Consider the following 24,832-nt stretch of genomic DNA (forward strand, 5'->3'; position numbering starts at 1 on the left):
TCACCAGCCCCAGGTGCCCGGGCTGCCCTTGAAGGGGCCGACGACGTCCGCGGTGATCCAGCCGCCGTAGAACCCGCCGGGCTGGGGCTCGACGCGCTCGCCGTCGAGGGTGATCTCGTCGAAGGGCGCGGGGTAGAGCGCGACGCGGTCGGCGAGCACGGGGTACACGGCGTCCTGCGGGTACCACCAGCCGACGTCGCGCAGCGGCTCCACGCCGGGCACGACGATGTCGACGTAGCGGGCGGTGCCCTTCCACTCGCACACCGTCCGTCGCTGCGCGGGACGCAGCACGCCCTCGGCGAATGAGGTGCGCGGCAGGTACCAGGTCGGCGGGTGGCTGGTCTCGAGCACGCGGACCACGTCGTCGGTGTCGGCGACGACCGTGCCGCCGTGGGTCACGACCGCGCGCCGCCGCACCGCCTCGGCCCGTGGCGGGCGGGGGTAGTCCCACACCGATTCCTGGCCCGGACCTGGCTCGACACGTCGCACCGGGCCGACGCTAGGCGCGGTCGGCGGGCCCGGCGCGGCGAGCGAACGGGGAGTTCGCGCGCATAGAAGCAGCGAACAGCGCGTTCGCTGCAACAGAAAGGGGCGCCTAGTTCCGGCGGGGCTCGGCGAGGTGGGTGGCGAGGAGGGCGAGGGGGACGCCCTGGCGGCGCAGGACGCCGCCCCAGAGGTCGTAGCCGGGCGGGGCGAGGACGTCGTCGGGCAGGGCGGGGACGACGTACCAGTCGCCGCGCCCGATCTCGCCGGCGAGCTGGCCCCGGTCCCACCCGGAGTAGCCCGCGAAGACCCGCAGGCCCCGGACGCGGGGGGCGAGGTCGTCGGGGTCGCCGTCGAGGTCCACGAGCGCCACGGGGCCGCGGACGCCGACGACGCCGCCGGTGCGCGCCGGGTCCTCGCCCGCGCGCAGGGCCGCGAGGCACAGGGCCGTGCGCTGCTCGACCGGGCCGCCGACGAACACGGCGTGCGGCGTCGAGGTGTGCGGTCCCCAGGTGGGCAGGACGTCGGCGACGGACACCTCGCTGGGCCGGTTGAGCACGACGCCGAGGGTGCCGGCGGGCCGGTGGTCGATCACGAACACGACCGACCGCGCGAAGTTGGGATCCGTCAGGGTCGGCGCGGCGACGAGGAGCGTCCCCGCCTCGACCTCGGCCTGCTGATGTTCCTCCACACCACTGGCCACGACGCCCATCGTCGCACCGCCCGGAGGGCGGGCGGCAGGCACGGTGGGGTGTTCGGCGGCACGCGTGCCGGGCGCGTCACCGTCGGGTCACACACGGGTGACGGCGGCGTCGCGGGCACCGGGGATCGGCCGCCGGGGGTTGCGCCGGGCGGACGCCGGAGCACCACGCCGCGGGACGCAACGGACGCGTAGCGTGGGCGCCCGTGCCCGTCGCGTCCGATACGACCGCTGCCACGGTCGAGGGTGCGTCGCCGGCGGCAGGACGCACCGGACGCTTCCGTGAGCTGCTCCTGCACCCCGGGTTCGGCCGCCTGCTGACGGTCCGGCTGGCCGCCCAGTGGGGCGACGGCGTGTTCCAGGCCGCGCTGGGCGGGCTGGTGCTGTTCAGCCCCGAGCGCGAGGCCGACCCGGTCATGGTCGCCCTGGGCCTCGCGACGGTCCTGCTCCCGTACTCCCTGATCGGCCCGTTCGCCGGCGCCCTGCTCGACCGCTGGGACCGGCGGCGCGTCCTCGTCGTCGCGGGCGCCCTGCGCGGCGTGCTGACGCTCGCCACCGCCGGCGTCGTACTCGCCGGGATCACCGGTCCACCCCTGTACCTCGGCGCCCTGGCGACGATCGGGGTGAGCCGCTTCATCCAGGCCGGGCTCTCCGCCGCGCTGCCCCACGTCGTCTCCTCCGAGCACCTCGTGGGTGCGAACTCCCTGGTCACGACGTCCGGGGCGGTGGCCGCCGCGGTCGGCGCCGGCTGCGCGATCGGCCTGCGCGGTCTCCTCGGCCCGGCCGACGTCGACGCCGCGTGGACGACGATGGTCGCGGGCGTGGGGTCGGTGGTCATCGTCGTGGTGGCGACGACGATCGCCCGCGGTTCGCTGGGTCCCGACGAGCGCCGCGAGGCCGCGCAGGCCCTCCGGGCGGTGGCCTCGGGGCTCGCCGACGGCGCCCGGGCCGCCCGCGACGCCCCCGGGGTCGTCGCCGCGTTCTGCGCGGTCGCCGCACACCGCCTCGCGTTCGGTGTCACGACGCTCGTGGTGCTGCTGCTCATGCGCAACTCGCTCACCGACGTCGGGCCGTTGAAGGCCGGGATCGCCGGCCTCGGCGAGGTGGTGGTGGCCGCGGCCGCCGGTCTGGGCGTCGCCGCGGTGGTGACGCCGTGGCTGACCGGGCGGGTGGGGCGCACCGGCACCGTGCGGATCATGCTCGTGCTCGCCGCGGTCGCCCTGCTCTCGCTCGGCCTGCCGATGACGCTGCCGACGATCCTCGGCGGGTCGTTCGTGCTCGGGCTCGTGGGCCAGGCGATCAAGCTGTGCTCCGACGCCGCGGTGCAGACGGAGGTGGGCGACGCGGTGCGCGGGCGGGTGTTCTCGCTGTCCGACACCACGTTCAACGTCACCTACGTCGCCGCCGTCGCCGGTGCCGCGTTCCTCGCCCCGCCGAGCGGCCGCTCGCCGCTCCTGCTGGCGCTCGCCGCGGGCCTCTACCTGCTGGGCCTGGTGGTGCACGAGCTCGCCCTGCGCAGCCGGGCGTGCGGCCCCGCTCAGGGCGGCACCCAGCCCGCCGACCCCTCGGCCACCAGCGTGTCCACCGCCCCGTCGGAATCGGTGTCGGTGAGCAGCAGGTCCCAGCGGGCCGACGGCGCGCCGGGCGCCGAGGACAGGTAGGCGAGCTCCGCCCGGCCGTCGTGGTCGGCGTCGACGAGCAGCTGCTCGGCGCGCCCGTCGCCGTCGAGGTCGCACACCACCTCGGTGCCGTCCTCGTGGTCGGCCTCGACGGTCGCGCCGTCGAGCACCCCGTCGCCGTCGGTGTCCAGCGCGGGCGCGGCGCTCGCGGACCGGCCGCGCACGTCGCTCCAGGTCAGCGCGGCGCCGGCCGTCACCGGGTCGGCTCCGGCCGCGAACGGCACCCGCGTGTCCCACAGCCCCCGCCCCGAGGGGTCCGAGTAGGCGTGGTCGGGACGGCCGTCGTCGTCGAGGTCGAGCACGGAGCGGTCGGCGGCGCCGTCACCGTCGGCGTCCCACAGGGCGTCGTCGACGCGGCCGTCGCCGTCGAAGTCGAGGGCCACGGCGTCCCGGAGGCCGGCCGGGCCCAGCGCGACGTCGGCGGGGGAGACGTGGTGGTGCACCGGCTCGCGCCCGGTGCCGAAGACGTAACTGATCGCAGGGGAACCCACATCGGGTTCGACGCAGACGCCCCTCGACCGGTTCCCTCAGCCCTTCGGTTCCCCCTCGTCGCCGGGATCCCCGATCCCCTCACCGGCCGCCCAGCGGAGAAGCTCCGCGCGGGCCTCGTCGTCGTCGAGCGGTCCGCGCTCGAGACGGACCTCCTTGAGGTGCCGCCACGCCCGCCCGACCAGCGGACCCGGCGGGATCCCGAGCAGCTCCATGATCGCGTTGCCGTCGAGGTCGGGACGGACGCGGGCGAGGTCCTCCTCCTCCGCGATCCGGGCGATCCGCTCCTCGAGGTCGTCGTACGAGCGCTGCAGGGCCGCGGCCCGGCGCTTGTTGCGCGTGGTCGAGTCCGAGCGGACGAGCTTGTGCAGCCGCTCCAGCAGGGGGCCGGCGTCGGTGACGTAGCGGCGCACTGCGGAGTCGGTCCACTCGCCCTTGCCGTAGCCGTGGAAGCGCAGGTGCAGGAACACCAGCTGGGCGACGTCCTCGATGACCTGCTTCGGGTAGCGCAGCTCGCGCAGGCGCTTGCGGGTCATCTTCGCCCCGACCACCTCGTGGTGGTGGAAGCTCACCCGCGTCCCCGGCTCGACCTTGCGGGTCGCCGGCTTGCCGATGTCGTGCAGCAGCGCGGCGAGGCGCAGGACGAGGTCCGGCCCGTCCGTCTCGCGGCCGATGGCCTGCTCCATCACCGTCAGCGAGTGCTCGTAGACGTCCTTGTGCTGGGCGTGCTCGTCGATCTCCAGGCGCATCGCCGGCACCTCGGGCAGCACGACGTCGGCGAGCCCGGTGTCGACCATGAGCTCGATCCCGCGCCGGGGATGCGCGCCGAGCAGCAGCTTCGAGAGCTCCGCCTGCACCCGCTCCGCGGTGATCCGTCCGAGCTGGGGCGCCATCGCCTCCATCGCCACGCGCACCCGCGGCGCGACCTCGAACCCGAGCTGGGAGACGAAGCGGGCCGCGCGCAGCAGGCGCAGCGGGTCGTCGCCGAACGAGGTCTCCGGGTCGGTCGGGGTGTCGAGGACGCCGCGGGCCAGGGCGGCGAGCCCGCCGCACGGGTCGACGAAGGTGCGGTCGGGCAGCGACAGCGCCATGGCGTTGGCCGTGAAGTCGCGGCGGACGAGGTCGCCCTCGACGGAGTCGCCGAACGCGACGACGGGGTTGCGGCTCACGCCGTCGTAGGCGTCGGCGCGGAAGGTGGTGATCTCGCAGGTCACGCCGCGCTTCGCGGCCCCCACGGTGCCGAAGGCGATGCCCGTGTCCCACACGGCCTCCGCCCACCCGGACACCAGCGCCTGGATCTGCTCGGGCCGCGCGTCGGTCGTGAAGTCGAGGTCCGGGGACAGCCGTCCCAGCAGCGCATCCCGCACGCTGCCGCCCACCAGGTAGAGCCGGTGTCCGGCCGCCGCGAACCGCTCGGCGAGGTCGTCGGCGACCGGCGAGTAACGCAGCATCTCCACCACCGCCGTGTGATCGGCGCCGGTGGACGTGGAGGGGGCCTGGGCGGGAACGGGCACGACAGGTCACCGTACCGCGACGGCGGGCCGGGGACGGGACACCGGCCGGACACGGGCCACGACCCGGGCGACACCGCGCCGCCGGACGGCCGACAGATCCCCGTCACCGCCCGGGCGCCGTACGATCGCGACCGTGTCCACCCCGTCGCGACGGTCCGGCGACCGGCGCCGACGGGGCTCCCGGCGGCGGATGCGCACGGTCGACGAGACCTCGGCGGGCGGCCTCGTCGTCGACGCCGCCGGCACCCGTGCCGCCCTCATCGGCCGGCTCGACCGTCGCGGTCGCCTGCTCTGGTCCCTGCCGAAAGGCCACCTGGAGGACGGCGAGACCGCCGAACAGGCCGCGGTGCGGGAGGTCGAGGAGGAGACCGGCATCATCGCATCCGTGCGGGCGTTCCTCGGCAGCATCGACTACTGGTTCGTGGCCGAGGACCGCCGGATCCACAAGACCGTGCACCACTACCTGCTCTCGGCCCACGGCGGCGAGCTCTCCGACGCCGACGTCGAGGTCACCGAGGTGGCGTGGGTGCCGCTGGCCGAGCTGGACACGCGGCTCGCCTACGCCGACGAACGCCGGCTCGTCCGGCGCGCGGCCCAAATCCTGGAGGAGTCGGCGTGAGGGCTCCCCGCCGACCGCGGGGAGCCCTCCGTCGTGCCGTCCCCGTCCTCGTCCTCGCGGTCCTGCTGCCCCTCGCCCTGGTCGGCCTCGGTGCCCTGACGGCCCCGACGGCGGTCGCCGCCGAGCCGCCCGCGGTCGGTGACGAGCCGGTCGCGGTGGTGCTCGACGACATGGCGCCGCGCGTGGTCACGGCGGACGGCCCCGGCGAGCTGGTGGTCACGGGACGGGTCGTCAACCGCTCGGCGGTCCCGGTGCGCGACCTCGGGGTGCGCCTGGAGCGCGGGGCGGCCCTGTCCGGCGGCCGGGCCGCGCTCGGGGCGCTCGAGGGCGACGAGTCCTCCCAGGCCGTCCGCACCGGCTTCACCGAGATCGCCGGGGTGCTCGCGCCCGGCCAGGAGGTGCCGTTCACGCTGCGCGTGCCGCTGGTGGGCGACGCGGCCCGCTCGCTCGCCCTCGCCGGGCCCGGCGTCCACCCGCTGCTCGTGAACGCGAACGGCGCCCTCGGTTCCGGGAGCGCGACGCGCCTCGGCGCGGTCCGCCTGCTGCTCCCCGTCGTCGGCGTACCGGGAGGCGGGCCCGTCGCCGCGCCCGCGATCGGCCGGGCCGCCGGCGTCTCCGTCCTCTACCCGCTCGCCGACCGCCCGCGGCGCATCCCCGTGGTGCCGGGCGCCCCGACCCTGCTCGCCGACGACGACCTGGCCACCTCCTTCGCCCCCGGCGGGCGCCTCGCGGGCCTGGTCGACGCGCTCGGACGCGGCGCACCCGCGGGGTCCGCCGCCGCCCGGTCGGTGTGCCTCGCCGTCGACGCCGACCTGCTCGAGACCGCCGAGGCCATGAGCGCCGGGTACCGGGTGCGCACGCCCGACGGCGGCTCCGTCGCCGGGGCGGGCGCCGACGCCGCCGGGCGGTGGCTGGACGCGCTCCGTTCCCAGGCCCGCGGGCGGTGCGTGACCGCGCTGCCCTACGCCGACACCGACCTCGTCGCCACGGCCCGCGGCAACCTCACCGACCTGACCACGGCTGCCGTCGCCACCGGGACGCGCCGCGTCGCCGAGCTGCTCGGCGTCACCCCGGTCCCGGACACCGTGTGGCCGGCCGACGGGGTGGTCGACGAGCGCAGCCTCGCCGACCTCACCGGCGGCGGCACCCGGGCCCTGCTCCTCGACGGGAACGCGCTCGAGGGCGGGCTGCCCGCGGGCGCCCTCGCCCGCCTCCCCGGCCCGCCCGGGGCGGCGGCCACGGCCGTCGGCCTCGACCCGCTCGCCGCCACCGCGCTCGCGCCCCGGGCCGGCGGGCGCGACGGCGGCGACTCCACGAGTCCCGCGGGCACCTCCGGCGCCCTCGCCACGCAGGACGCCGTCGGGATCCTCGCCCTGCGCGCGCTGCAGGACACCCCCGACGACGAGGTCCCGCCCGTCGACGTCGTCGCCCCGCCGCTCGACTGGGCCGCGAGTCCCGCCGAGGCGGGTGCCCTGCTCGGCGCGGTCGACGACCTGACCCGGCTCGGTCTCGCCCGGCCCCTCGACCTCGGCACCCTGCTCGGCGGGGTCGGACCCACGACGCCGCTGCCCGCCACCTCGCCGTCGGCGCCGGCGAACGCGGTCGACGCGATCGGGGAGACGGTGCTCACCCGGGCCGGCGAGGTCCGCGACCGCCAGCGCGAGCTGCTCGCCGCCACCGAACGCGACGGCGTCGGCGCCCCCTCGCCCTCGGACTTCGTCGAGCCGCTCACCGACGGGGTCCTGCGCAGCCTCTCCGCGGCGTGGCGCGACGACCCGGCGGCCCAGGAGGCCGCGATCGGCGGCGTCGAACGGCAGATCGACGAGCTGCGCTCGCTGGTGCGGGTCGTGCAGCCCGCGGGCTCGTACTCGCTGGGCAGCAACGACGCGCCCCTGCTGCTCACCGTCGAGAACCGGCTGCCGGTGGCCGTCCGGGTGGAGGTCGTGCTCGAGCCCACGAACGGGCTGCGGACCGGGCCGCTGCCCGTCATCACGGTGCCGGCGTTCGGCAGCCGACAGGTGCAGGTCGAGGTCGAGGTGACCCGCGCGGGCCAGTTCGCGGTGGACGCGCAGGCCCAGACACCGGGGGGTGAACCTCTCGGACCCTCGGCTCGTCTGCTGCTGCGATCGACCGCCTACGGCACGATCACGGTGTGGTTGACCGCGTCCGCAGCCGTCGTGCTGGTGATCCTGGCGAGCGTACGGATCGCTCGCCGGGTGCGGGCGGCGCGCCGGTCCCGGCGCAACCACCGCCACCGGGGCCCGGGCCCGCCGACCGACGTGCTGGACCTCACGAACCGCGAGCTGCAGAAACGGTGACCTCCCGCGAGCCCGACGAGGACCGCGACGACGCAGGCCCCGCCGCCGACCCCGCTGCCGAGACCGGCCGCGAGGTCCCGGACGTCGTCCCGCCCCCGCCCCCGTCGGACGCGCGTCCCGAGACCCGTCCGGGAGGCCTCAGCGTGCCCGGGGGCCCCGCTGACCGGCCGGCCGCGCCGGTCGCTCCGCCGGGGCCCCCGCCCGGACCGCCCCCGCCGGACCGCCCCCGCCGGACAGGCGCCCTCTGGCCCGGCCCCTCCGGACCGCCCCGCGGCGGGCCGGCCGGTGCGCCCGCACGCCCGCCGGCACCCCCGCAGGGACCCGGCGCGCCCGGCCCACCCCGCCCGCCGGCCGGCCCTCCCGGACCGCCGCGCACGCCCGGACGTCCGCCGCCGGCCGGTGCGGGACGTCCGCCACCCCGGGCCCGCCGCCCGGCCCGCCCCCGGGACCACCCGGTCCGCCGCCGGGCCCCCGCCCGCGGACCCCACCCGGCCCCTGCCCCGGGGCGGGCCGCCGCCGCGCCCGCCCGGCTCGCCCGCCGGTGCGGCCGCCTCCGAACCGTCGACCACCGGTCTCACGGCGCCCACCGCCGCGATGGAGGCGGCCGACGCCACATCCGCCGCGCCCGGCATCCGCGACGAGCGCACCGTGCGGGTCGCCCGTCCGGCCCCGCTCGCCTCGTGGAGCGTGGCCGGCTCGAACGACGAGACCGTGCTGCTCCCGCGCCCACCGCTGGAGCAGGACGCGCCGGCCGTCCCGGCCCCGCGCTCGCCGGTCGACGACGCCGGCCGCGACGACAAGGCCCTGGTCAAGGCCTCCGGCGGCATGGCCGTCGCCACGCTGGTCAGCCGGCTGACCGGGTTCCTGCGGACCCTCGGGCTGACCGCGATCGTCGGCCTCAACCTCGTCGGCAGCGCCTTCAACGTGGCGAACACCCTGCCGAACATCATCTTCGAGCTGCTGCTCGGCGGCGTCCTGACCAGCGTCGTCATCCCGGTGCTGGTCCAGGCGGCCAAGGAGGACGGCGACGACGGCGAGGGGTTCGCCCAGAAGCTGCTCTCCGGTGCCTCCGTCGGGCTCGCCCTGGCCACCGGGATCGCCGTGATCGGCGCGCCCCTGCTGATCCGGCCCTACCTCGACCCGGGCACCGACCTCGAGCTGGCCACCGACTTCGCCTACCTGCTGCTCCCGCAGATCTTCTTCTACGGCATGGGCGCGCTGTTCGGCGCGATCCTGAACTCGAGGGCCAACTTCGGTCCGGCCGCCTGGGCCCCGGTGCTCAACAACGTGGTCGCGCTCATCGCGCTCGGCATCTACGCCTTCCTCCCGTCGCCCGAGGTGGGCATCTCCACCACGCAGCTGCTCGTGCTCGGGATCGGCAGCACGCTCGGCATCGTCGTCCAGGCCGGCGTGATGCTCCCGGCGATGCGACGGGTCGGCTTCCGATGGAAGTGGCGCTTCGGGTGGGACCAGCGGCTGACGGCGTTCGGCGGGCTCGCCGCCTGGGTCGTGGGCTACGTCCTCGTCAGCCAGGTCGGTCTCGCCGCGATCCTGCGCGTCGCGTCCGGCTCGAGCGACGGCGGACCCGCCGTCTACAGCTACGCCTGGCTCCTCATCCAGGTGCCGTACGGCGTCCTCGGCGTCTCGCTGCTCACCGCGCTCATGCCCCGGATGAGCGCCGCCGCCGCGAACGGGCGCCTCGACCAGGTCGTCTCCGACCTCTCGCTCGGGACTCGCCTCTCGACGGTCACCCTGCTGCCGATGAGCGCGCTGCTCACGGTGTTCGGCTCGCAGCTCGGCATCGCGCTGTTCAGCATCGGGCGCTCCGGCCCCGAGGGCGCCGCCTCGCTCGGCGGCGCCATGGCCGCGTCGGCGTTCGGACTGGTGCCGATGGCGGTCGTCATGCTCCAGATGCGCGTCTTCTACGCGATGAACGACGCCCGCACCCCGACGCTCATCATGGTCGTCATCACCGCGGTCAAGGTGCCGATGGCCTACCTGTGCCCGGTGCTCCTGCCGCCGGAGCAGGTCGTGCTCGGGCTGGCCGCGGTGAACGCGTTCGGGTTCGTGGTCGGCCTGGTCGTCGGCAACATCTGGCTGCGGGTGCGCATCGGGCACCTCGACACCCGTCGGGTGCTGCGGACCTTCGTCCTGACCCTCCTGGCCTCGCTCGTGGCGGTCCTCGTCGCCGTGCTCTGCGTCACGCTGCTCGAGCGCCTCGTCGGCGGCGGCGTCTCGCTCGTCCTGCGTTCGTGGCTCGTGCTGGTGGTCGGCTCCGGCGTCTTCCTCGTGGTCGTCGCGGTGGCCATGCGCGTGCTCAAGGTGCCCGAGCTCGATCCCGTGGTGTCGCGGCTGCGGCGCCTGGTCGGACGGGGCCGCGCGCCGGCGCAGTGACGCGGCGGCGTCACAGCGGCCATCGGGGTGGTCCCGGCCGCCCGGCGCAACCAGGACCCGTGCCCCGGCGTCCCCCGAGGCGGTACCGGAGTCCCGTAGGCTCCGACGTCGTCGAGGGGGAGGTGAGGGACGTGGCCGGCGAACCGTCGGGGGAGCGCACGTCCACCGGTTCCGCGCCCGACGAGGCCGGGCCCGCGACGCCGGAGCGTGACACGCCCGCCCGCGACACGCCGTCGACCCCCACCCCGCCGCCCTCCACCCCCGCCCGCACGGGTGTCGGGATCGACGGGCCCACCGCCCACGTCGCCCGGGCGTCCGACCGGCCCGCCGGCGACGCCGGCGCGTCCTCCGCGAACGGCAACGGCAGCACGAACGGCAGCACCGGCACCGTGGCCCCCGGCGCCCCGAGCACCTCCGGAGGCGCCGGCCGCGCCCCGCGGGGTCCCGCCGCGCGCAGGCCCGGACCCGGTGGGCCGCCCGGGCCCCCGTCCGGACCGTTCCCGGCGCCGCCGCGCCGCCCCGGCCGCGGTGCCCCGGGTCGTCCGGCCGCCGGGCCGCTGATGCCCGGCACCCTGCTCGCCGACCGCTACCGCCTGGTGGCCGAGGTCGGCCGCGACCGCAGCGCCGAGGCGGCCATGTGGAAGGCCCGCGACGTCATGCTCGAGCGCGACGTCGCCATCACCCTGCTCGTCGGCACGTGGCAGGGCGACGCCCGCGCCTCGGCGGCGCTGTCGCGGGCCACGCGCTCCGCGCACTTCGAGCACCCGCACGCGGCGCGCATCCTCGACGTCGTCCGCCCCGGCGGCAGCCCGCTGCCCACCGGCGTCCTCGGGGCCGCGGTCGCCGAGTGGACGCCGGGCCGCGACCTCGTCGAGCTCGTCGCCGACGGCCCCTGCGGCCCAGCACCGCGCTGCGCGTCATCGAGCCGCTCGCCGACGCGGTGGCCGCGGCCCACCGCTCCGGTCTCGTCCTCGGCCTCGACCACCCGCAGCGCGTGCGCGTCAGCACCCGGGCGGCGACGCGGCTCGCCTTCCCGATGCCGCGCGGCGAGGCCACCAACGCCGACGACGTGCACGGGCTCGGGGCGCTGCTCTACCTCATGCTCACCGCCCGCTGGCCCGGTCCCGAGGGCAGCCAGGCCCCGGCCGGCCTGCGGCTCGCCCCGCACGCGCCCGGCGGGGCCCGGTGCCCGCGCGCCAGCTGCGGCCCGACCTGCCGGTCGAGCTCGCCGCGCTGGTCGACCGCACGCTCGACGAGGACGGCGGCATCCGGACGGCGGCCGCGGTGCACCGTCTGGTCACGCAGATGCGCGAGGGCCTCGAGGACGACGGCGTGCTGCTGCCGGTCCTCGAGAACGGCCAGACGATCGACGCCGACGACCCCACCGAGGTGTGGCACGACGACGCCGTGCCCGAGCCCGGCCCCGACCCCGACCGACGCCGCAAGCTGCGCATCGGCGTGACCGCCCTGGTCCTCGCGACGCTCGCGATCCTCGGCTTCGCCACCTACCAGGTGATCACCGTCGTCGCGGGCGGCGGCTCGTCCGGACCCCCGGTGGTCGTGATCCCCGAGACCGCGGCGCCCGCCCCGGTCCCCCCGCCCGCCTCGCCGTCCCCGGCGCCCGTCTCGCCGCCCCCGGTGGCCGGCGGGCCGGTGCAGCTCTCGAGCGTCGCCGTCTACAGCCCGGCCGGCAGCCCGGACAACCCGACGCGGATCAACCGCGCGGCCGACAACGACCCGTCGACGACGTGGTCCACCTCCGAGTACCGCCAGCAGCTCCCGGCGCTCAAGCCCGGGATCGGCATGATGAGCACGTTCACCGCGCCGGCCTCGGTGGCGTCGGTGACGGTGCGCTCGCCCAGCCCGGGGACGCGCATCGAGGTGCGCAGCGCGCCCACCGCCGACGTCCCGCTCGCCCAGACCCAGCTCCTCGGCGCCGGGCAGGTGGAGGGCGACCAGCTGGTGATCCCGCTGCAGGCCGCGCCGCCCACCGGCAACCTGCTGATCTGGATCACGGCGCTGGGCCAGGACGACGACGACCGGTACGTCAGCGAGCTGGCCGACGTCAGCATCCAGCGCGCCGGGCCCTGATCGCAGCGGGCTTCCCCGAACGGCCCCGGCGGGCGGCGACCGCTCGCTAGCGTCACCTCCCGTGCCCGACCCGCGCAGCGACCGCGAGCTCCTCGCCGCGCACGTCGCCGGGCAGGACGGCGCCTTCGACGAGATCGTCCGCCGCTACGCCGAGCGGCTGTGGCTGCTGGCGTTCCGCACGCTGGACCACCGCGAGGACGCCGCCGACGCGGTGCAGGAGACGTTCGTGTCCGCGCTGCGGGGCGCCGCCCGCTACCGCGGCGAGTCCGAGGTCTCCACATGGCTCTACCGGATCACGATGAACGCGTGCCTCGACCGGATCCGGCGCCGCCGCACGCGCTCCACCGAGCCCCTCGCCGGGCATGACCTGCCCACCCCGCGGGACGGGATCGACGACCAGCTCACCCGCCTCACCGTCGCGGACGCCCTCGCGACGCTGCCCGACGGCCAGCGTCTGGCCGTGGTGCTCGTCGACGTGCACGGGTTCTCCATCACCGAGGCGGCCCGCATCCTCGGGGTGCGGGAGGGCACGGTGAAGAGCCGCTGCGCCCGCGCGCGGGGCCGTCTGGCCGGCCTCCTGGGCCACCTGCGGCCCCGCCACCCGACGAGCGTGGCCGGTGGGGTGCCGGTTGACCGGGAGGACGCCGGGAACGGCAGGGGCGCCGGCGACGTCCAAACCACGAGGAGCGCGACCAGGGCCGACCGGACAGGAGGCGGACCGTGACCGACGACCAGCACGCCGCCGACGACCGCGACGGCGAGGCGCCCGACCTGCCCGACCCGGAGGACCCGGCCGTGGCCGCCGGGCTGGCCCGTACGCGCGCCGATCTCGCCGCGCACGGCGGACGCACGCCCCCGATGCCCGCCGGCCTGCTCGCCGACATCGACGCCGCCCTCGCGGCCGAGCGCGGCGTACCCCCGTCGACACGCCCGATCCGGGTCGGCGGACGGGCCAACGCACCGTCCTGGTCCTCGTCGCGGCCGCCGCCGTGGTCGCGGCGGTCGTCGTCGGGGTGCTCACCGCGGTCGCGCCGGCCGGTGCCCCGGCCCCGAGCGCCCTGCCGACCACCCCGGCTCCCGAGGTGCCCGAGGTGCCGGTCCTGGCCGGAGGCGACGGGCCGTCGGCGCTGCGTGCCGGTCTGGGCCGCTCCGACTACGGACCGCTCGGCGACCCGGGACGACTCGCGGGCTGTCTGGGGGCGCACGGGGTCCCCGCCGGCGCCCGACCGGTCGGCGCACGCCAGGTCGTCGTGGACGGCCGGGCGGGTGTGCTGTTCGTGCTGCCCACCGGGGTGGCCGCCCGGTTCCGGGTGCTCGTCGTGGAGCCGGCGTGCGCGGCCGGGGCACCGCTCACCCTGTCCGACACGCTCGTCGGCCGGTGAGCGGCACCGCACGGGGAATCCTGCGGCGCCCCCGGGCGTTGACGCACACGTGAGCGACCAGACCATCCACGACGTCATCATCGTGGGCTCGGGACCGGCCGGGTACACCGCCGCGGTGTACTCCTCGCGCGCCCAGCTCGACGTGGTGGTCTTCGAGGGCAGCCAGTTCGGCGGCGCCCTGATGACCACGACGGGAGTCGAGAACTACCCGGGCTTCGCGGACGAGATCCAGGGCCCCGAGCTCATGGACCGCATGCGACGCCAGGCGGAGCGCTTCGGCGCGCAGCTGCGGCCGGAGGACGTCGAGTCCCTCGACCTCACCGGCGAGGTGAAGTCGGTCCGTGTCAACGGCACCGACCACCGCGCGAAGGCGGTCATCCTCGCGATGGGTGCGCAGGCCCGCTACCTGGGCGTTCCCGGCGAGCAGGAGCTGCTGGGGCGCGGCGTCAGCGCCTGTGCGACCTGTGACGGCTTCTTCTTCCGCGACCACGACATCGTCGTGGTCGGCGGCGGCGACTCCGCGATGGAGGAGGCCACCTTCCTCACCCGGTTCGCCAAGTCGGTCACGATCCTGCACCGGCGCAGCGAGTTCCGGGCCTCCGGGATCATGCTGGAGCGTGCGCGTCAGGACCCGAAGATCACCATCCGGACGGACACGGTGGTCGAGGAGGTCCTCGGCGACACGACGGTGGAGGGGGTGCGCGTGCGCAACACCGCCACCGGCGAGGAGGAGACGCTGGCCGTGTCCGGCTTCTTCGTCGCCGTGGGCCACGACCCGCGCTCCGGGCTCGTGCGCGACGCCGTCGACACCGACGACGAGGGCTACGTCCGCGTGGCGCTGCCCGGCACCGGCACCAACATCCCGGGCGTCTTCGCCTGTGGCGACCTCGTCGACCACACCTACCGCCAGGCCATCACCGCGGCCGGCAGCGGCTGCCAGGCGTCGATCGACGCCGAGCGCTGGCTCGCCGAGACCGCCGACGCGACCGTCGACACCGCCCCGCCGCCCACCCCCGGGGTGGACGGCGCGCAGGTCGACGGCCTGGCGTCGATCGGGGCCTCCGACGGCCCGCGCAGCAGCGGTGGTTTGGTGGACGAGGGATCTCCCGAGCCCGCCGGAGACGCCGTTCCCGCTCCCTCCTGATCCCGTTCGACCCGCTCCACCGGAAGGAAACCAGCGCATGAGCGCCCCCGTGAACGTCACCGACGCCACCTTCGCCGACCAGGTGCTCGGCAGCGACAAGCCCGTCGTCGTCGACTTCTGGGCCACCTGGTGCGGCCCCTGCAAGATGGTCGCCCCGGTGCTGGAGGAGATCGCCGCGGAGCACGGCGACAAGCTGACGGTGGCCAAGCTCGACATCGACCAGAACCCGGCCACGGCGCGGGACTACCAGGTCATGTCGATCCCGACGCTGCTCGTCTTCCAGGACGGCAAGCCGGTCAAGCAGATCGTCGGCGCCAAGCCGAAGTCGGTCCTCCTCGACGACCTCTCCGACGTCCTGGCCTGACGGTCCACGTCGGCCTGATCGCTGCCGCTCGTCGCTCCGGCGCCGGGTGGCCGTCCTCCGTGGCGGCCGCCCGGCGCTTCGGCGTGTCCGCCCGTCGTGGCCCGACCGTGACCCCCCGCGGCGCCCCACTGCGCGGCGTGACGGCCCGGGCAGGGCACAATGAGGCTCCAGTGAAGTGCGACCACACCTGGCGCCCGGCACCCGGGCGCGACGATCGGGAGCGAACTGCATGCAGCTGCTGAGCCGCGGTGACGCCGGCCCGCCGGTCGCCGAGGTCCGCGCAGCGCTGGAGGCGCTCGGCATCGTGGAGCCCACGGGTCCCGGCCCGGTGCTGTTCGACGACCAGCTCGAGCACGCCGTCCGCATCTTCCAGCAGCGCCGCGGCCTGATCACCGACGGCATCGTCGGGCCCGCCACGTACCGCGCCCTGCGCGACGCACGCTGGGCCCTGGGCGACCGGATGCTGCTGCTCAACGCCGCCTCCCCCCTCACCGGCGACGACGTCTTCGCCCTCCAGGAGCGTCTCCTGGAGCTCGGCTACGACTCCGGGCGTGCCGACGGCGTGTTCGGCCGCCAGACCGAGCAGGCCCTGCGCGGCTTCCAGCGCGACTACGGCATGACCCCCGACGGCATGTGCGGGCCGCGCACCCTGCGTCACCTCGGCTACCTCGGCCGCAAGGTCACGGGCGGGCGCCCGGGCCTGCTGCGCGAGCAGGAGCGCCTGCACCGCGCCGGGCCCCGGCTCTCGGGCAAGCGCATCGTCATCGACCCGGGCCACGGCGGCGCCGACCGCGGCGTGTCCGTGGGCAGCGGGGCCGACGCCATCACCGAGGCCGGGCTGGTCGACGACATCGGCCGCCGCCTCGAGGGGCGCATGGCCGCCGCCGGCATGGAGGCGCTGCTCTCGCACGGCCCGAACGACTGCCCCACCGACGCCGAGCGCGCCGGCTTCGCCAACTCCGCAGGTGCGGACGTCGTGCTCTCGCTGCACGTCGACGCCAATGCGAGCCCCGCCGCCAACGGCCTCGCCGCGTTCCACTTCGGCACCGGCACGGGCGCCACCTCCACGGTGGGCGAGGCCCTCGCGGGCTTCATCCACCGCGAGCTGCTCGCCCGCACCCGCATGCTCGACTGCGGCGTGCACCCGCGGCCCTGGGAGCTGCTGCGCCTGACGCGCATGCCCGCCGTGCGCGTCGAGATGGGCTACCTCACCAACGAGCGCGACCGCGCCGCCCTGCTCGACCCCGGTTTCCGGGACGTCGTGGCCGAGGGCATCCTCGTCGCGGTCAAGCGGCTCTACCTGCTCGGGCAGGACGACAAGCCCACCGGCACCTTCACCTGGGCCGAGGTCCTCCAGCGCGAGAGCAACCGCCCCGCCGGGGTGTAGAGGCACCCCCGGCGGGCCGGCAGGCCCGTCAGGACCCCGAGTAGACCCGTGCGGGCTGCGGCGAGGCCGCCGGGGCCGTCGAGATCGTCACCGAGCCCAGCAGCTGGGCGATGGCGGCCTCGACGTCCTCCTTCCAGTTGAAGCCGGTCTGCATCTCGTAGCGCAGCCGCGGCCAGCGCGCGTGCGGCGCCACGGTCTTGAACCCCACGTTGCGCAGGAACGCCGCCGGCAGCACGCAGGTCGGGGTGCCGCGCTCGGTGCGGCCGTGGGCCTCGGCGCGGGGGCGCTCGGCGTCGTCACCGAACGCCTCGACGGCCTTGACGCCGCGGCGGGTCAGGTCGCGCACCACGTCCTGCACGAGCAGGCGCCCGATGCCCTCGCCGGCGAAGTCCGGCATCACGTGCACGCCGCACAGCAGGACCGCGTCCGCGGAGACCGGGGCCGTGGGGAACGCCGCGGCACGAGGGACGACGTTCGGTGGGGCGAAGAACGCGAAACCGGCCGGGACGCCGTCGACGTGGGCGATCCGCCCGCAGGAGCCCCACTCGAGCAGGACGCCGGAGACCCAGGCCTCCTTCTCGAGCTCGACCGTGCCGAACTCCTCGGCCTGGTCGCTCAGGTGCGGCGGGATCTCCCAGTACACGCAGCGCCGACACTGCTTGGGCAGCTCCTCGATGTTGTCGAGGGTGACCCCGACGCAGCTCCGCGACACGCGACCCGCCTTCCCCGACCGTCTTCGTCCGAGAGGATACGGTGCCCGGTTCGCCGGGTCCCGATCACGGGGTCGCCCGTCCGGACGACCGCCTCTCGTGTCGTGCGATGTCGCGGCCCCACCAGGCGGCCGATGTCTCCGTCGATCTCAGGGCGCCCTCAGATCGACGGAGAGGGCCCCGGCGAGCACCCGTGATGTCAGGAGCCCGAGGAGGGGTCCCGACCCATCAGACGCGCGATGCGCTCCAGATCGTCCACCGAACCGAACTCGACGACGATCCGTCCCTTGCGCTGGCCGAGCTCGACCTTCACGCGGGTGTCGAACGTGTCGGAGAGCCGCTCGGCGAGGTCCTGGAGTCCCGGCGCGTGCATCGGCTTGCGCGCCGGTGCCCGCTTGCCCGCGTTCGGTGTGCCGCCCCGCGCGAGGGTGACGGCCTCCTCGGCGGCGCGCACCGAGAGCCCCTCCGCGACGATGCGGGCCGCCAGCTCCTCCTGCGCGCCCGCGTCCTCGAGACCGAGCAGCGCCCGCGCGTGGCCCGCGGAGAGCACGCCCGCCGCGACCCGCCGCTGCACCGCGACGGGCAGCCGCAGCAGGCGGATGGTGTTGGTGATGGCCGGGCGGCTGCGCCCGATGCGGTCGGCGAGCTGCTCGTGCGTGACGTCGAACTCGGTGAGCAGCTGCTGGTAGGCGGCCGCCTCCTCCAGCGGGTTGAGCTGGGCCCGGTGGATGTTCTCGAGCAGCGCGTCCCGCAGGAGCGTGTCGTCCGGCGTGTGCCGCACGATCGCGGGGATGAGCTCCAGCCCCACCCGCTGCGCCGCGCGCCAGCGGCGCTCGCCCATGACGAGCTCGTGGGTGAGGGGCGGGCCGCCGTCCGCACCGGCCTCGGGCACGACGAGCTCGCGGACCACGATCGGCTGCAGGAGCCCGAACTCGCGGATCGAGTGCTCGAGCTCGGCGAGGGCCTCCTCGTCGAAGACCTGGCGCGGCTGCCGGGAGTTGGGGCGGATCCCGTCGATGCGGACCTCGCGGTAGACCGCACCGGCCACCTCGCCCGAGACCTCGACCGTCGCCGTGGCGGCCACGTCCGCGGTGTTTCCCGTGGAACCAGGGTCGCCGTCGCCTGTCGTCGCGACGCCTCCGGACTCCTCGTCGGAGCGCCGGGCACCGAAGACGACGTCGGCCGCGCGGTTGCCGAGCCCGTGCCGCGAGGGGGCGGGGGCGTCGGTCTCCGGCGGACCGGTCGGGATGAGCGCGGCGAGACCGCGCCCCAGCCCGCCGCGCCGTTCCGCGCGCGCCGGGCCGTTCATGGTCGACGGCCCCCCTCCGCCGCGCTCAGCATCCTGTCGCTCGCTCATCGCGCCCCCTCCGCACCCTCGGTCTGGCGACGCACACCGCTGCGCGCAGCGACCTCGCGGGCGGCGTCGAGATAGCTCATGGCCCCGCGCGAGCCCGGGTCGTAGGTGAGCACGGTCTGACCGAAGCCGGGCGCCTCGGACACCTTGACGCTGCGGGGGATGACCGTGCGGAGCACGACCTCGCCGAAGTGGGTGCGCACCTCGGAGGTCACCTGGTCGGCGAGCTTGGTGCGGCCGTCGTACATCGTCAGCAGGATCGTCGAGACGTGCAGGCGCGGGTTGAGGTGCGACTGCACGAGGGCGATGTTGTTGAGGAGCTGGCTCAGACCCTCGAGCGCGTAGTACTCGCACTGGATCGGGATCAGGATCTCGGGCGCGGCGACCATCGCGTTCAGCGTGAGCAGCCCGAGCGACGGCGGGCAGTCGATGAGCACGTAGTCGACGTCGAGCCGGTCGAGGGCCTCGGTGGTCAGTGCGTTCTTCAGCCGCGACTCGCGGTTCAGCATCGAGACGAGCTCGATCTCCGAGCCGGCGAGGTCGATCGTGGCGGGGACGCAGAGCAGGTCCGAGGAACGCTCACAGACCGCGGCGGCCTCGTCGATCGTCATCTCGCCCAGGAGCACCTCGTAGACCGAGGGCGTCCCGCTGCGGTGGTCGACGCCCAGCGCCGTGCTCGCGTTGCCCTGGGGGTCGAGGTCGATCAGGAGCACCCGGGCGCCGTGCAGCGCGAGGGCCGCCGCGAGGTTGACGGCGCTCGTGGTCTTGCCGACGCCGCCCTTCTGGTTGGCGACGGTGATGATCCGGCGCTCGCTGGGGCGGGGGAGACGGTGGTCCTCGGGGTGCAGGACGCGTGCCGCACGGGCGGCCTCCTCCGCGATCGGGGTCAGCCCCTCGTCGCCACCCGGGTAGAGCACCTCACCCGCGCCGAGCACTCCCGCACCGGCGCTGGCGGCGGCGTCGCTGACCGCCTCGCGGACCTTCTCCGCGGACGGGCGCTCGCCGGAGCGAGCGGTTTCACGTGGAACGGTGCGGCCGGACGTCGGTCGATCGGTCACGGGCTCGATCCTTCCTGCCGCGTGCGCGGCGTCCGGCACCGGGGGACGGGCCGCGTCGCTCGCTCCGGCTTACCAGCACGACGGTGGTGGCAGCGTCTCCCACGCCGCACCGCACCACCCGGGGGTCCTCCCCGCCCGCCGCGCGAATCTCCTTCAGGTCGCGCTCCACCTCGCCGGCGGCACTCGCGCCCTTCATCGCCGCCAGGGTCCCACCCGGCCTCACCAGAGGAAGCGTCCAGGTGGTCAGTCGCCCCATCGGGGCCACGGCGCGGGCCGTGACGACGTCGCTCTCCCCGCACTGCCGGCGGGCTTCCCGCTCCTCGGCCCGACCGCGGACCACGGCGACCGGGAGGCCGAGCTCGGCGATCACCTCTTCGAGCCACGCGACCCGGCGGGCCATCGGTTCGAGGAGCGTGATGTGGAGGTCCGGACGCGCGAGCGCCAGCGGGATGCCGGGGAGCCCGGCGCCGGAGCCGACGTCGACCACGGTGGCGTCGACGGGGAGCACCTCGCCGACCGCGGCGCTGTTGAGCACGTGGCGGTCCCAGAGGCGGGGGAGCTCGCGCGGGCCGATGACGCCCTGGTCCTGCCCGGGGCCGGCGAGCAGCGCGACGTAGCGCTCCGCGCCGGCCAGGCGGTCACCGAACACGGCCGCTGCGGCTGCGGGGGGAGCAGGGACCTCCCCGGCGTGCGGGGCCGGCCCGTGAGAGCCGACCCCGTCCGCGGAGTCCCCACGGGTGGTACTCATCTACGTGTTCCACGTGGAACGTGCGGGGCCGGACCCCTGGTGCGCGCCACGACGTGCTCAGCCCTCCGTCGGGTGGACCACGACGCGACGGCGGGGCTCCTCGCCCTCGCTCTCGCTGCGCACACCGCTGATCCCGGCGACCGCGTCGTGCACGATCTTGCGCTCGAACGGCGTCATGGGGCGCAGGCGCTGGAGGTGCCCGGTGTCCTTCGCCTCCGAGGCGGCGGTGCGTCCGAGGTCGGTGAGCTCCGACCGGCGCTGTGAGCGCCAGCCGGCGACGTCGAGCATGAGGCGGTTGCGGGTGCCCGTCGACTGCTGCACCGCGAGGCGCGTGAGCTCCTGCAGCGCCTCGAGGACGTCGCCGCGGGCGCCGACCAGCTTCTCGAGGTCCTTGCCGCCGTCCACGCTGACGACCGCGCGTCCGGCCTCGACGTCGAGATCGATGTCCCCGTCGAAGTCGAGGATGTCGAGCAGCCGCTCGAGATAGTCACCCGCGATGTCGCCCTCGCGGACCAGCTGGTCCTCCGAGCTGCGCTCTGCACGCGTCGCGTCCTCCGGGGGCCTCCCGGTCTCCGCGCCGGCCTCCGCTCCGGTCTGGTCCTCCGCCTGGTCCTGCGACGTCACCGTCTCCGACACGCCGTCTCCTTCCGCCGGGCCCCACGGGGCCTCTCCTGGCACGCGTCGCGCCGACCGTCGCGCGCGTGCGGGTTCGTGGTCCGGTCCGCGCCGCGGGTGTCGCGCGTCGGGCCGGGGGGTCGCGACGGCCCGGAGGCCGTCCGCGTGGCTCTACTTCTTCTTCTTGTTGTTCGGGCGCTTGCCCTGGCCCGACGACGCGAGCTGTCCGTTCTTGGCGCCGGCGCCGTTGCCGCCGCCCTTGCCGCCGTTCTTCGCGGAGCCGTTGGCGGATCCGTTCGCCGAGCCGTTGCCGGACCCGTTCGCCGAGCCGTTCGCACCGACCTTGCCGGGGGCGGCGTTGCCGGAGGTCTGCCGTCCGCCCGAGCGGGCGGGTCCGACCTTGCCCGGGGCACGCCGGCCCGAGCCGCCCCCGGCCTTCTTGCCGCCGGGCTTCGCGCCGGGCTTCGGTGCGGTGCCGGGCGCCGGTCCCTCGATCACGTCGTCATCGGCCACGAGGTCGTCACCCACGTCGAGGTCGGCGTCCGCCGCGCGCTGGCGCTGCGGCTTCTGACCGGGCCGCGGGGCGAGCGCGTCACGCTGCTCGCGCGCCTGCTCGCGCTTCGCCTCCTCCTCGCGGGCGATCTTGCGGTAGATGAGGAACTGCTGGGTGAGCGTCCAGGTGTTCTGGCTCAGGAAGTAGATGAGGATCGCGATCGGGAAGAACACACCGAAGACCAGCAGACCGGCCGGGAACAGCCACATCGTGATCTTGCCCATGATCGCCGCCTGCGGGTTCGCTGCGGCCGCCGGGCTCTGGTGCTGCTGCGAGACGCGCGCGGTGAAGTGGGTGGCGACCGCCGCGAGGATCATCAGCGGGAGGGCCACCGGCAGGACGTGGGCCTGGAAGTCGCCGAAGTTGAAGTGGAAGGTGCCCAGCGACTGCATGCCGCCGGCGACCGCCTCGTTCAGCCGCACGCCGAAGATGTCGGCGTTGGTGAACGACTCGATGTCGGCGCGGTCGAAGACGTAGTTGTAGGGGTAGTTCGGCTGGAACCCGCGGAGCACGTGGAACAGGCCGATGAAGACCGGCAACTGCACCAGGAGGGGGAGACAGCCGCCGAGGGGGTTGACCCCGTGCTCCTTCTGGAGCTTCTGCATCTCCTCGGCGAGCTTGGTGCGGTCGTTCTTGTACTTCTCCTGCAGCTTCTTGATCTGCGGCTGGAACTCCTGCATCTTGCGCATCGAGCGGACCTGGCTGATGAACGGCTTGATCAGCAGGGCCCGGAGCGTGAAGACGAGGAAGATCACCGACAGCGCCCAGCCGAGGCCGCTGGCGGGCCCGAGGAGGAAGCCGAACACCTCGTGCCAGAACCACATGATGGCCGACACCGGGTAGTAGATGAAGTTCAGCACGACTCTCGCTCCTCGGTGTGGGGGTCAGCCCCCGTGTCGGTGGCGCGGCGGGGCCACCCGCACCACGTCCGGTGCCCGCGGGGTGGCACCGGGTCCAGGCCTCCAGGGTGCCAGGGGGCGCACTTGGCCACCCTGACCAGGGTCAACCCCGTGCCGATCACGACCCCGTGGGTGCGCAGCGCGTCGATCCCGTAGGCGCTGCAGGTCGGGTGGAAGCGGCACGAGGGCGGGAACATCGGCGAGATCCAGCGCCGGTAGAAGCCGAGCACGGTGACCAGCACCCGGACCCCGATCGACGGCCGGGCCGGGGCGCCACCGGGCGCGTCGGGGGCGTCTGCGGGGCCGTCGGGGGCGTCAGCGGGCACCGGGGAACCCGTCGCCGGCGCGCCGCGCACCGGTGCTCGGTCCTCCACCGATGCCGTCCTCCTCGTCTCCGACCGGGCCGTCCGCTGGGCGGACGGCGGTCGTCGCCTCCATGGTGCCTGTCCACGGGCCGGGAAGCGACCGCCGCCCGAACGTGTCCGGAGCACCGTGGGAGCATCCGCGCCGTGTCGATCGCCGGAGGCCCTCCCACCGAACGGACGGCCCGCGGCACCCGCCGTTCGCGCGTCGTCCGCACCACCCTCTCCGCCGCCGCCCGCCGGGGCTCGGTCGTCGAGAAGGAGATCCTCGGCCTCGCCGACCTCGTCGGGCCGGGCGACGTCTGCCTCGACGTCGGCGCCGAGTTCGGTCTCTACACCCACGTGCTCGCCGACCTCGTCGGACCGGACGGCGCCGTGCACGCCTTCGAGCCCCAGCACGGCGCCCACCGGGCGCTCGAGCTCGGGGTGCGCGCCGCCGGCCTGTCGTGGGTGTCGCTGCACCGCATCGCCCTCGGCGCGACGCCCGGGACGGCGCACCTCTCGGTGCCCCGGCGACGCGGACTGCCCGTGCACGGCCGCGCCTACCTCACCGCGGGCGCGCAGGACGCCGGCCCGAACAGCGAGTTCGCCGGGCACCGGCTGGAGTCCGTGGCCGTCGAGACCCTCGACTCGATCGTCGCCGACCTCGGCATCCAGCACGTGGCCCTGGTGAAGGCCGACGTCGAGGGTGCCGAGGGGGCGCTGCTGGACGGCGCCGCCGGCCTGCTCGCCACTCAACGCCCGCACCTGCTGCTCGAGATCGAGGACCGCCACACCCGCAAGTACGGCGTTGGCGCCGACGAGCTCTTCGCCCGCCTCACGGGCGCGCTCGGGTACCGCGCGTTCACATGGTCTCCGGGCACATGGTCTCCGGGCTGGCGGCCCGTCGCGGGGATCGTCGACACCGAGCGCAACTACCTCTTCAGTCCGTGAGCCGCAGCCCGGTGAGACCCAGCCGCGCGAGGGCGGCGTCGAGGTCGTCGCCGAGCTCGGACGAGGTCGCGCCCGCCGCGGCGGGCTGAGCGCGGATCACCAGGTCGGTGCCCGGCGGCAGGCTCTCGAGGCGCGGGCGCAGCAGGTGGCGCAGCTGCCGGCTCACGCGGTGACGCGTGACGGCCGGGCCGACGGCCCGGCCCACGACGAGGCCGGCCCGGGCGGGGTGCTCCGGCGTGGAGGCCGTGGGAGCGGCGATCGCGTGCACCACGAGGCGGCGGCGCCCGGCGCGACGGCCCCGGCGCAGCACGAGGCGGAAGTCCTGGGGCCGCGTGATGCGGCGGGGGCGGGGAGCACGGTGGCGCGGGGCGCAGACACGGCACCGACGCGGCAGCACCGGGCGACGCGGGGCCCGACACACGACGACGGGACCGCGTCCGGAGGGAGCGGTCCCGTCGAGGAGATCGTGCCGGCCGCTCGGGCCGGTGGCGCCGATCAGGCGCTGAGCTGGTCGCGGCCCTTGCGGCGACGGGCGGCGAGGATCGCTCGGCCGGCGCGCGTGCGCATGCGCAGCCGGAAGCCGTGCGTCTTGGAACGCCGACGGTTGTTCGGCTGGAACGTGCGCTTGCCCTTGGCCACTTTCGGGTTCTCCTGCTCCCACGCGCCGCGTGATCGCGGCGCCACGGTCAGTGCCGATCACCCCGTCGGGCGCCGACTCCGGTCACGGCAAGGGTAGCCGGTACCGCGCCGAGGACGCGCACCCCGGTCGCCGCACGGCCCACACCGCCGTCCGGGGGGAGGTTGTGGGCCCTGCCGGACGCTTGTTAGCGTCCTTCACCCGTCGAGGACGCGGCCTTCGCCCCGCGCTCACCGTGCCGTCGACCGGAACCGAGCCCGGGCGCCGGGGGGCCGCCCCGCACCCGCGCGTCACCGTCCGTACGACGTCGTGCACAGTTGTGGACAGAACTGTGGATATGCGCGCCTTCGGCCGGTCGGGCGAGCGCACACAGCGGGCAGGGGACGGAGGGGGTGCCCG

General features: G+C 75.6%; 24 protein-coding genes. 11 read left to right on the plus strand and 13 right to left on the minus strand.

The window, feature by feature from the left end; genetic code table 11:
* Together ACQPYN_RS31890 and ACQPYN_RS31895 are read right to left on the minus strand one after the other, a co-directional pair.
* Entirely contained in the window at positions 1-489 is a 489-nt protein-coding gene (locus ACQPYN_RS31890) for a DUF427 domain-containing protein (protein ID WP_433031638.1), read from the minus strand.
* A gap of 106 nt (positions 490-595) precedes the next feature.
* Positions 596-1,186 carry a YqgE/AlgH family protein gene (locus ACQPYN_RS31895; RefSeq protein WP_274192131.1) on the minus strand — a complete coding sequence of 197 codons (591 nt, stop codon included), beginning with the start codon at positions 1,184-1,186 and terminating at the stop codon, positions 596-598.
* A gap of 203 nt (positions 1,187-1,389) precedes the next feature.
* Between ACQPYN_RS31895 and ACQPYN_RS31900 the strand changes: the two genes are divergently transcribed.
* Positions 1,390-2,844, plus strand: coding sequence for an MFS transporter (locus ACQPYN_RS31900; RefSeq protein WP_433031642.1), 1,455 nt, complete (start codon positions 1,390-1,392; stop codon positions 2,842-2,844).
* Between the two features lie 545 nt (positions 2,845-3,389).
* Here the strand turns inward: ACQPYN_RS31900 and ACQPYN_RS31905 are convergent.
* Positions 3,390-4,865, minus strand: a complete 1,476-nt coding sequence (locus ACQPYN_RS31905) for a CCA tRNA nucleotidyltransferase (protein WP_433031645.1) — start codon at positions 4,863-4,865, stop codon at positions 3,390-3,392.
* Positions 4,866-5,055: 190 nt separating this feature from the next.
* On the opposite strand from ACQPYN_RS31905, the gene ACQPYN_RS31910 reads away from it, so the two are divergent.
* From ACQPYN_RS31910 to murJ, 3 genes are all read left to right on the plus strand, one after another.
* Positions 5,056-5,484 (plus strand): NUDIX hydrolase, encoded by a 429-nt coding sequence (locus tag ACQPYN_RS31910; RefSeq protein WP_328311064.1) that lies wholly within the window; start codon positions 5,056-5,058, stop codon positions 5,482-5,484.
* On the plus strand, positions 5,481-7,802 hold the full coding sequence (locus ACQPYN_RS31915; RefSeq protein ID WP_433031648.1) for a DUF6049 family protein: 2,322 nt from the start codon (positions 5,481-5,483) through the stop codon (positions 7,800-7,802). The genes ACQPYN_RS31910 and ACQPYN_RS31915 overlap by 4 nt, the downstream gene beginning before the upstream one ends.
* Positions 7,803-8,201: 399 nt before the next feature.
* Complete coding sequence (gene murJ / locus ACQPYN_RS31920) at positions 8,202-10,196, plus strand: murein biosynthesis integral membrane protein MurJ (protein WP_433031651.1); 1,995 nt, start codon at positions 8,202-8,204, stop codon at positions 10,194-10,196.
* Positions 10,197-10,782: 586 nt separating this feature from the next.
* On the opposite strand, the gene ACQPYN_RS31925 is transcribed toward murJ, so the two are convergent.
* Positions 10,783-11,181 (minus strand): hypothetical protein, encoded by a 399-nt coding sequence (locus ACQPYN_RS31925; protein ID WP_433031654.1) that lies wholly within the window; start codon positions 11,179-11,181, stop codon positions 10,783-10,785.
* Positions 11,182-11,381: 200 nt separating this feature from the next.
* Between ACQPYN_RS31925 and ACQPYN_RS31930 the strand changes: the two genes are divergently transcribed.
* The 6 genes from ACQPYN_RS31930 (at position 11,382) to ACQPYN_RS31955 (ending at position 16,564) form a co-directional block, all read left to right on the plus strand.
* Positions 11,382-12,287 carry a hypothetical protein gene (locus tag ACQPYN_RS31930; RefSeq protein ID WP_433031657.1) on the plus strand — a complete coding sequence of 302 codons (906 nt, stop codon included), beginning with the start codon at positions 11,382-11,384 and terminating at the stop codon, positions 12,285-12,287.
* A 61-nt stretch (positions 12,288-12,348) separates the two neighbouring features.
* Positions 12,349-13,011 (plus strand): RNA polymerase sigma factor SigM, encoded by a 663-nt coding sequence (sigM, locus tag ACQPYN_RS31935; protein ID WP_433031660.1) that lies wholly within the window; start codon positions 12,349-12,351, stop codon positions 13,009-13,011.
* A 265-nt stretch (positions 13,012-13,276) separates the two neighbouring features.
* A complete protein-coding gene (locus ACQPYN_RS31940; RefSeq protein ID WP_433031663.1) occupies positions 13,277-13,669 on the plus strand; it encodes a hypothetical protein in 393 nt (130 codons plus the stop codon).
* A gap of 49 nt (positions 13,670-13,718) precedes the next feature.
* Positions 13,719-14,813: a thioredoxin-disulfide reductase gene (gene trxB, locus ACQPYN_RS31945; protein ID WP_433031666.1), complete on the plus strand. Its 1,095-nt coding sequence runs from the start codon at positions 13,719-13,721 to the stop codon at positions 14,811-14,813.
* 37 nt (positions 14,814-14,850) lie between these two features.
* Positions 14,851-15,177 (plus strand): thioredoxin, encoded by a 327-nt coding sequence (trxA, locus tag ACQPYN_RS31950; RefSeq protein WP_274197712.1) that lies wholly within the window; start codon positions 14,851-14,853, stop codon positions 15,175-15,177.
* Between the two features lie 229 nt (positions 15,178-15,406).
* On the plus strand, positions 15,407-16,564 hold the full coding sequence (locus ACQPYN_RS31955; RefSeq protein ID WP_433031670.1) for an N-acetylmuramoyl-L-alanine amidase: 1,158 nt from the start codon (positions 15,407-15,409) through the stop codon (positions 16,562-16,564).
* Between the two features lie 28 nt (positions 16,565-16,592).
* Here the strand turns inward: ACQPYN_RS31955 and ACQPYN_RS31960 are convergent, their stop codons facing one another.
* The 7 genes from ACQPYN_RS31960 to yidD form a co-directional block, all read right to left on the minus strand.
* Entirely contained in the window at positions 16,593-17,276 is a 684-nt protein-coding gene (locus ACQPYN_RS31960; RefSeq protein ID WP_433031673.1) for a GNAT family N-acetyltransferase, read from the minus strand.
* Positions 17,277-17,473: 197 nt separating this feature from the next.
* Positions 17,474-18,583, minus strand: coding sequence for a ParB/RepB/Spo0J family partition protein (locus ACQPYN_RS31965; protein ID WP_433039151.1), 1,110 nt, complete (start codon positions 18,581-18,583; stop codon positions 17,474-17,476).
* A 44-nt stretch (positions 18,584-18,627) separates the two neighbouring features.
* Positions 18,628-19,545, minus strand: a complete 918-nt coding sequence (locus tag ACQPYN_RS31970; RefSeq protein WP_433039153.1) for a ParA family protein — start codon at positions 19,543-19,545, stop codon at positions 18,628-18,630.
* 100 nt (positions 19,546-19,645) lie between these two features.
* Positions 19,646-20,335: a 16S rRNA (guanine(527)-N(7))-methyltransferase RsmG gene (gene rsmG / locus ACQPYN_RS31975; RefSeq protein ID WP_433031676.1), complete on the minus strand. Its 690-nt coding sequence runs from the start codon at positions 20,333-20,335 to the stop codon at positions 19,646-19,648.
* A gap of 156 nt (positions 20,336-20,491) precedes the next feature.
* On the minus strand, positions 20,492-21,070 hold the full coding sequence (locus tag ACQPYN_RS31980) for a protein jag (protein WP_433031679.1): 579 nt from the start codon (positions 21,068-21,070) through the stop codon (positions 20,492-20,494).
* Positions 21,071-21,220: 150 nt separating this feature from the next.
* Positions 21,221-22,462 (minus strand): membrane protein insertase YidC, encoded by a 1,242-nt coding sequence (yidC, locus tag ACQPYN_RS31985; protein WP_433031682.1) that lies wholly within the window; start codon positions 22,460-22,462, stop codon positions 21,221-21,223.
* A complete protein-coding gene (yidD, locus tag ACQPYN_RS31990) occupies positions 22,456-22,875 on the minus strand; it encodes a membrane protein insertion efficiency factor YidD (protein WP_433031685.1) in 420 nt (139 codons plus the stop codon). The genes yidC and yidD overlap by 7 nt, the downstream gene beginning before the upstream one ends.
* Before the next feature lie 135 nt (positions 22,876-23,010).
* Here yidD and ACQPYN_RS31995 point away from each other — a divergent pair, with 135 nt between their 5' ends.
* A complete protein-coding gene (locus ACQPYN_RS31995; protein ID WP_433031688.1) occupies positions 23,011-23,796 on the plus strand; it encodes an FkbM family methyltransferase in 786 nt (261 codons plus the stop codon).
* Here the strand turns inward: ACQPYN_RS31995 and rnpA are convergent.
* Positions 23,786-24,193: a ribonuclease P protein component gene (gene rnpA / locus ACQPYN_RS32000; RefSeq protein WP_433031691.1), complete on the minus strand. Its 408-nt coding sequence runs from the start codon at positions 24,191-24,193 to the stop codon at positions 23,786-23,788. The genes ACQPYN_RS31995 and rnpA overlap by 11 nt on opposite strands.
* 98 nt (positions 24,194-24,291) lie before the next feature.
* The gene (gene rpmH, locus ACQPYN_RS32005) at positions 24,292-24,435 is read right to left on the minus strand and encodes a 50S ribosomal protein L34 (RefSeq protein WP_274197702.1); all 144 of its coding nucleotides are present in this window, start codon (positions 24,433-24,435) and stop codon (positions 24,292-24,294) included.
* Between the last annotated feature and the right edge of the window lie 397 nt (positions 24,436-24,832).

It is taken from the genome of Actinomycetospora sp. CA-053990, from assembly GCF_050948445.1.
In the GTDB taxonomy this organism is placed as follows: domain Bacteria; phylum Actinomycetota; class Actinomycetes; order Mycobacteriales; family Pseudonocardiaceae; genus Actinomycetospora; species Actinomycetospora callitridis.

What these genes read in the sequence shown, in the direction of transcription:
- ACQPYN_RS31910 (WP_328311064.1), top strand. Translation starts at nt 5,056, where the DNA reads ATGCGCACGGTCGACGAGACCTCGGCGGGCGGCCTCGTCGTCGACGCC.
- trxA (WP_274197712.1), top strand. Translation starts at nt 14,851, where the DNA reads ATGAGCGCCCCCGTGAACGTCACCGACGCCACCTTCGCCGACCAGGTG.
- ACQPYN_RS31955 (WP_433031670.1), top strand. Translation starts at nt 15,407, where the DNA reads ATGCAGCTGCTGAGCCGCGGTGACGCCGGCCCGCCGGTCGCCGAGGTC.
- ACQPYN_RS31965 (WP_433039151.1), bottom strand. Translation starts at nt 18,583, where the DNA reads ATGAACGGCCCGGCGCGCGCGGAACGGCGCGGCGGGCTGGGGCGCGGT.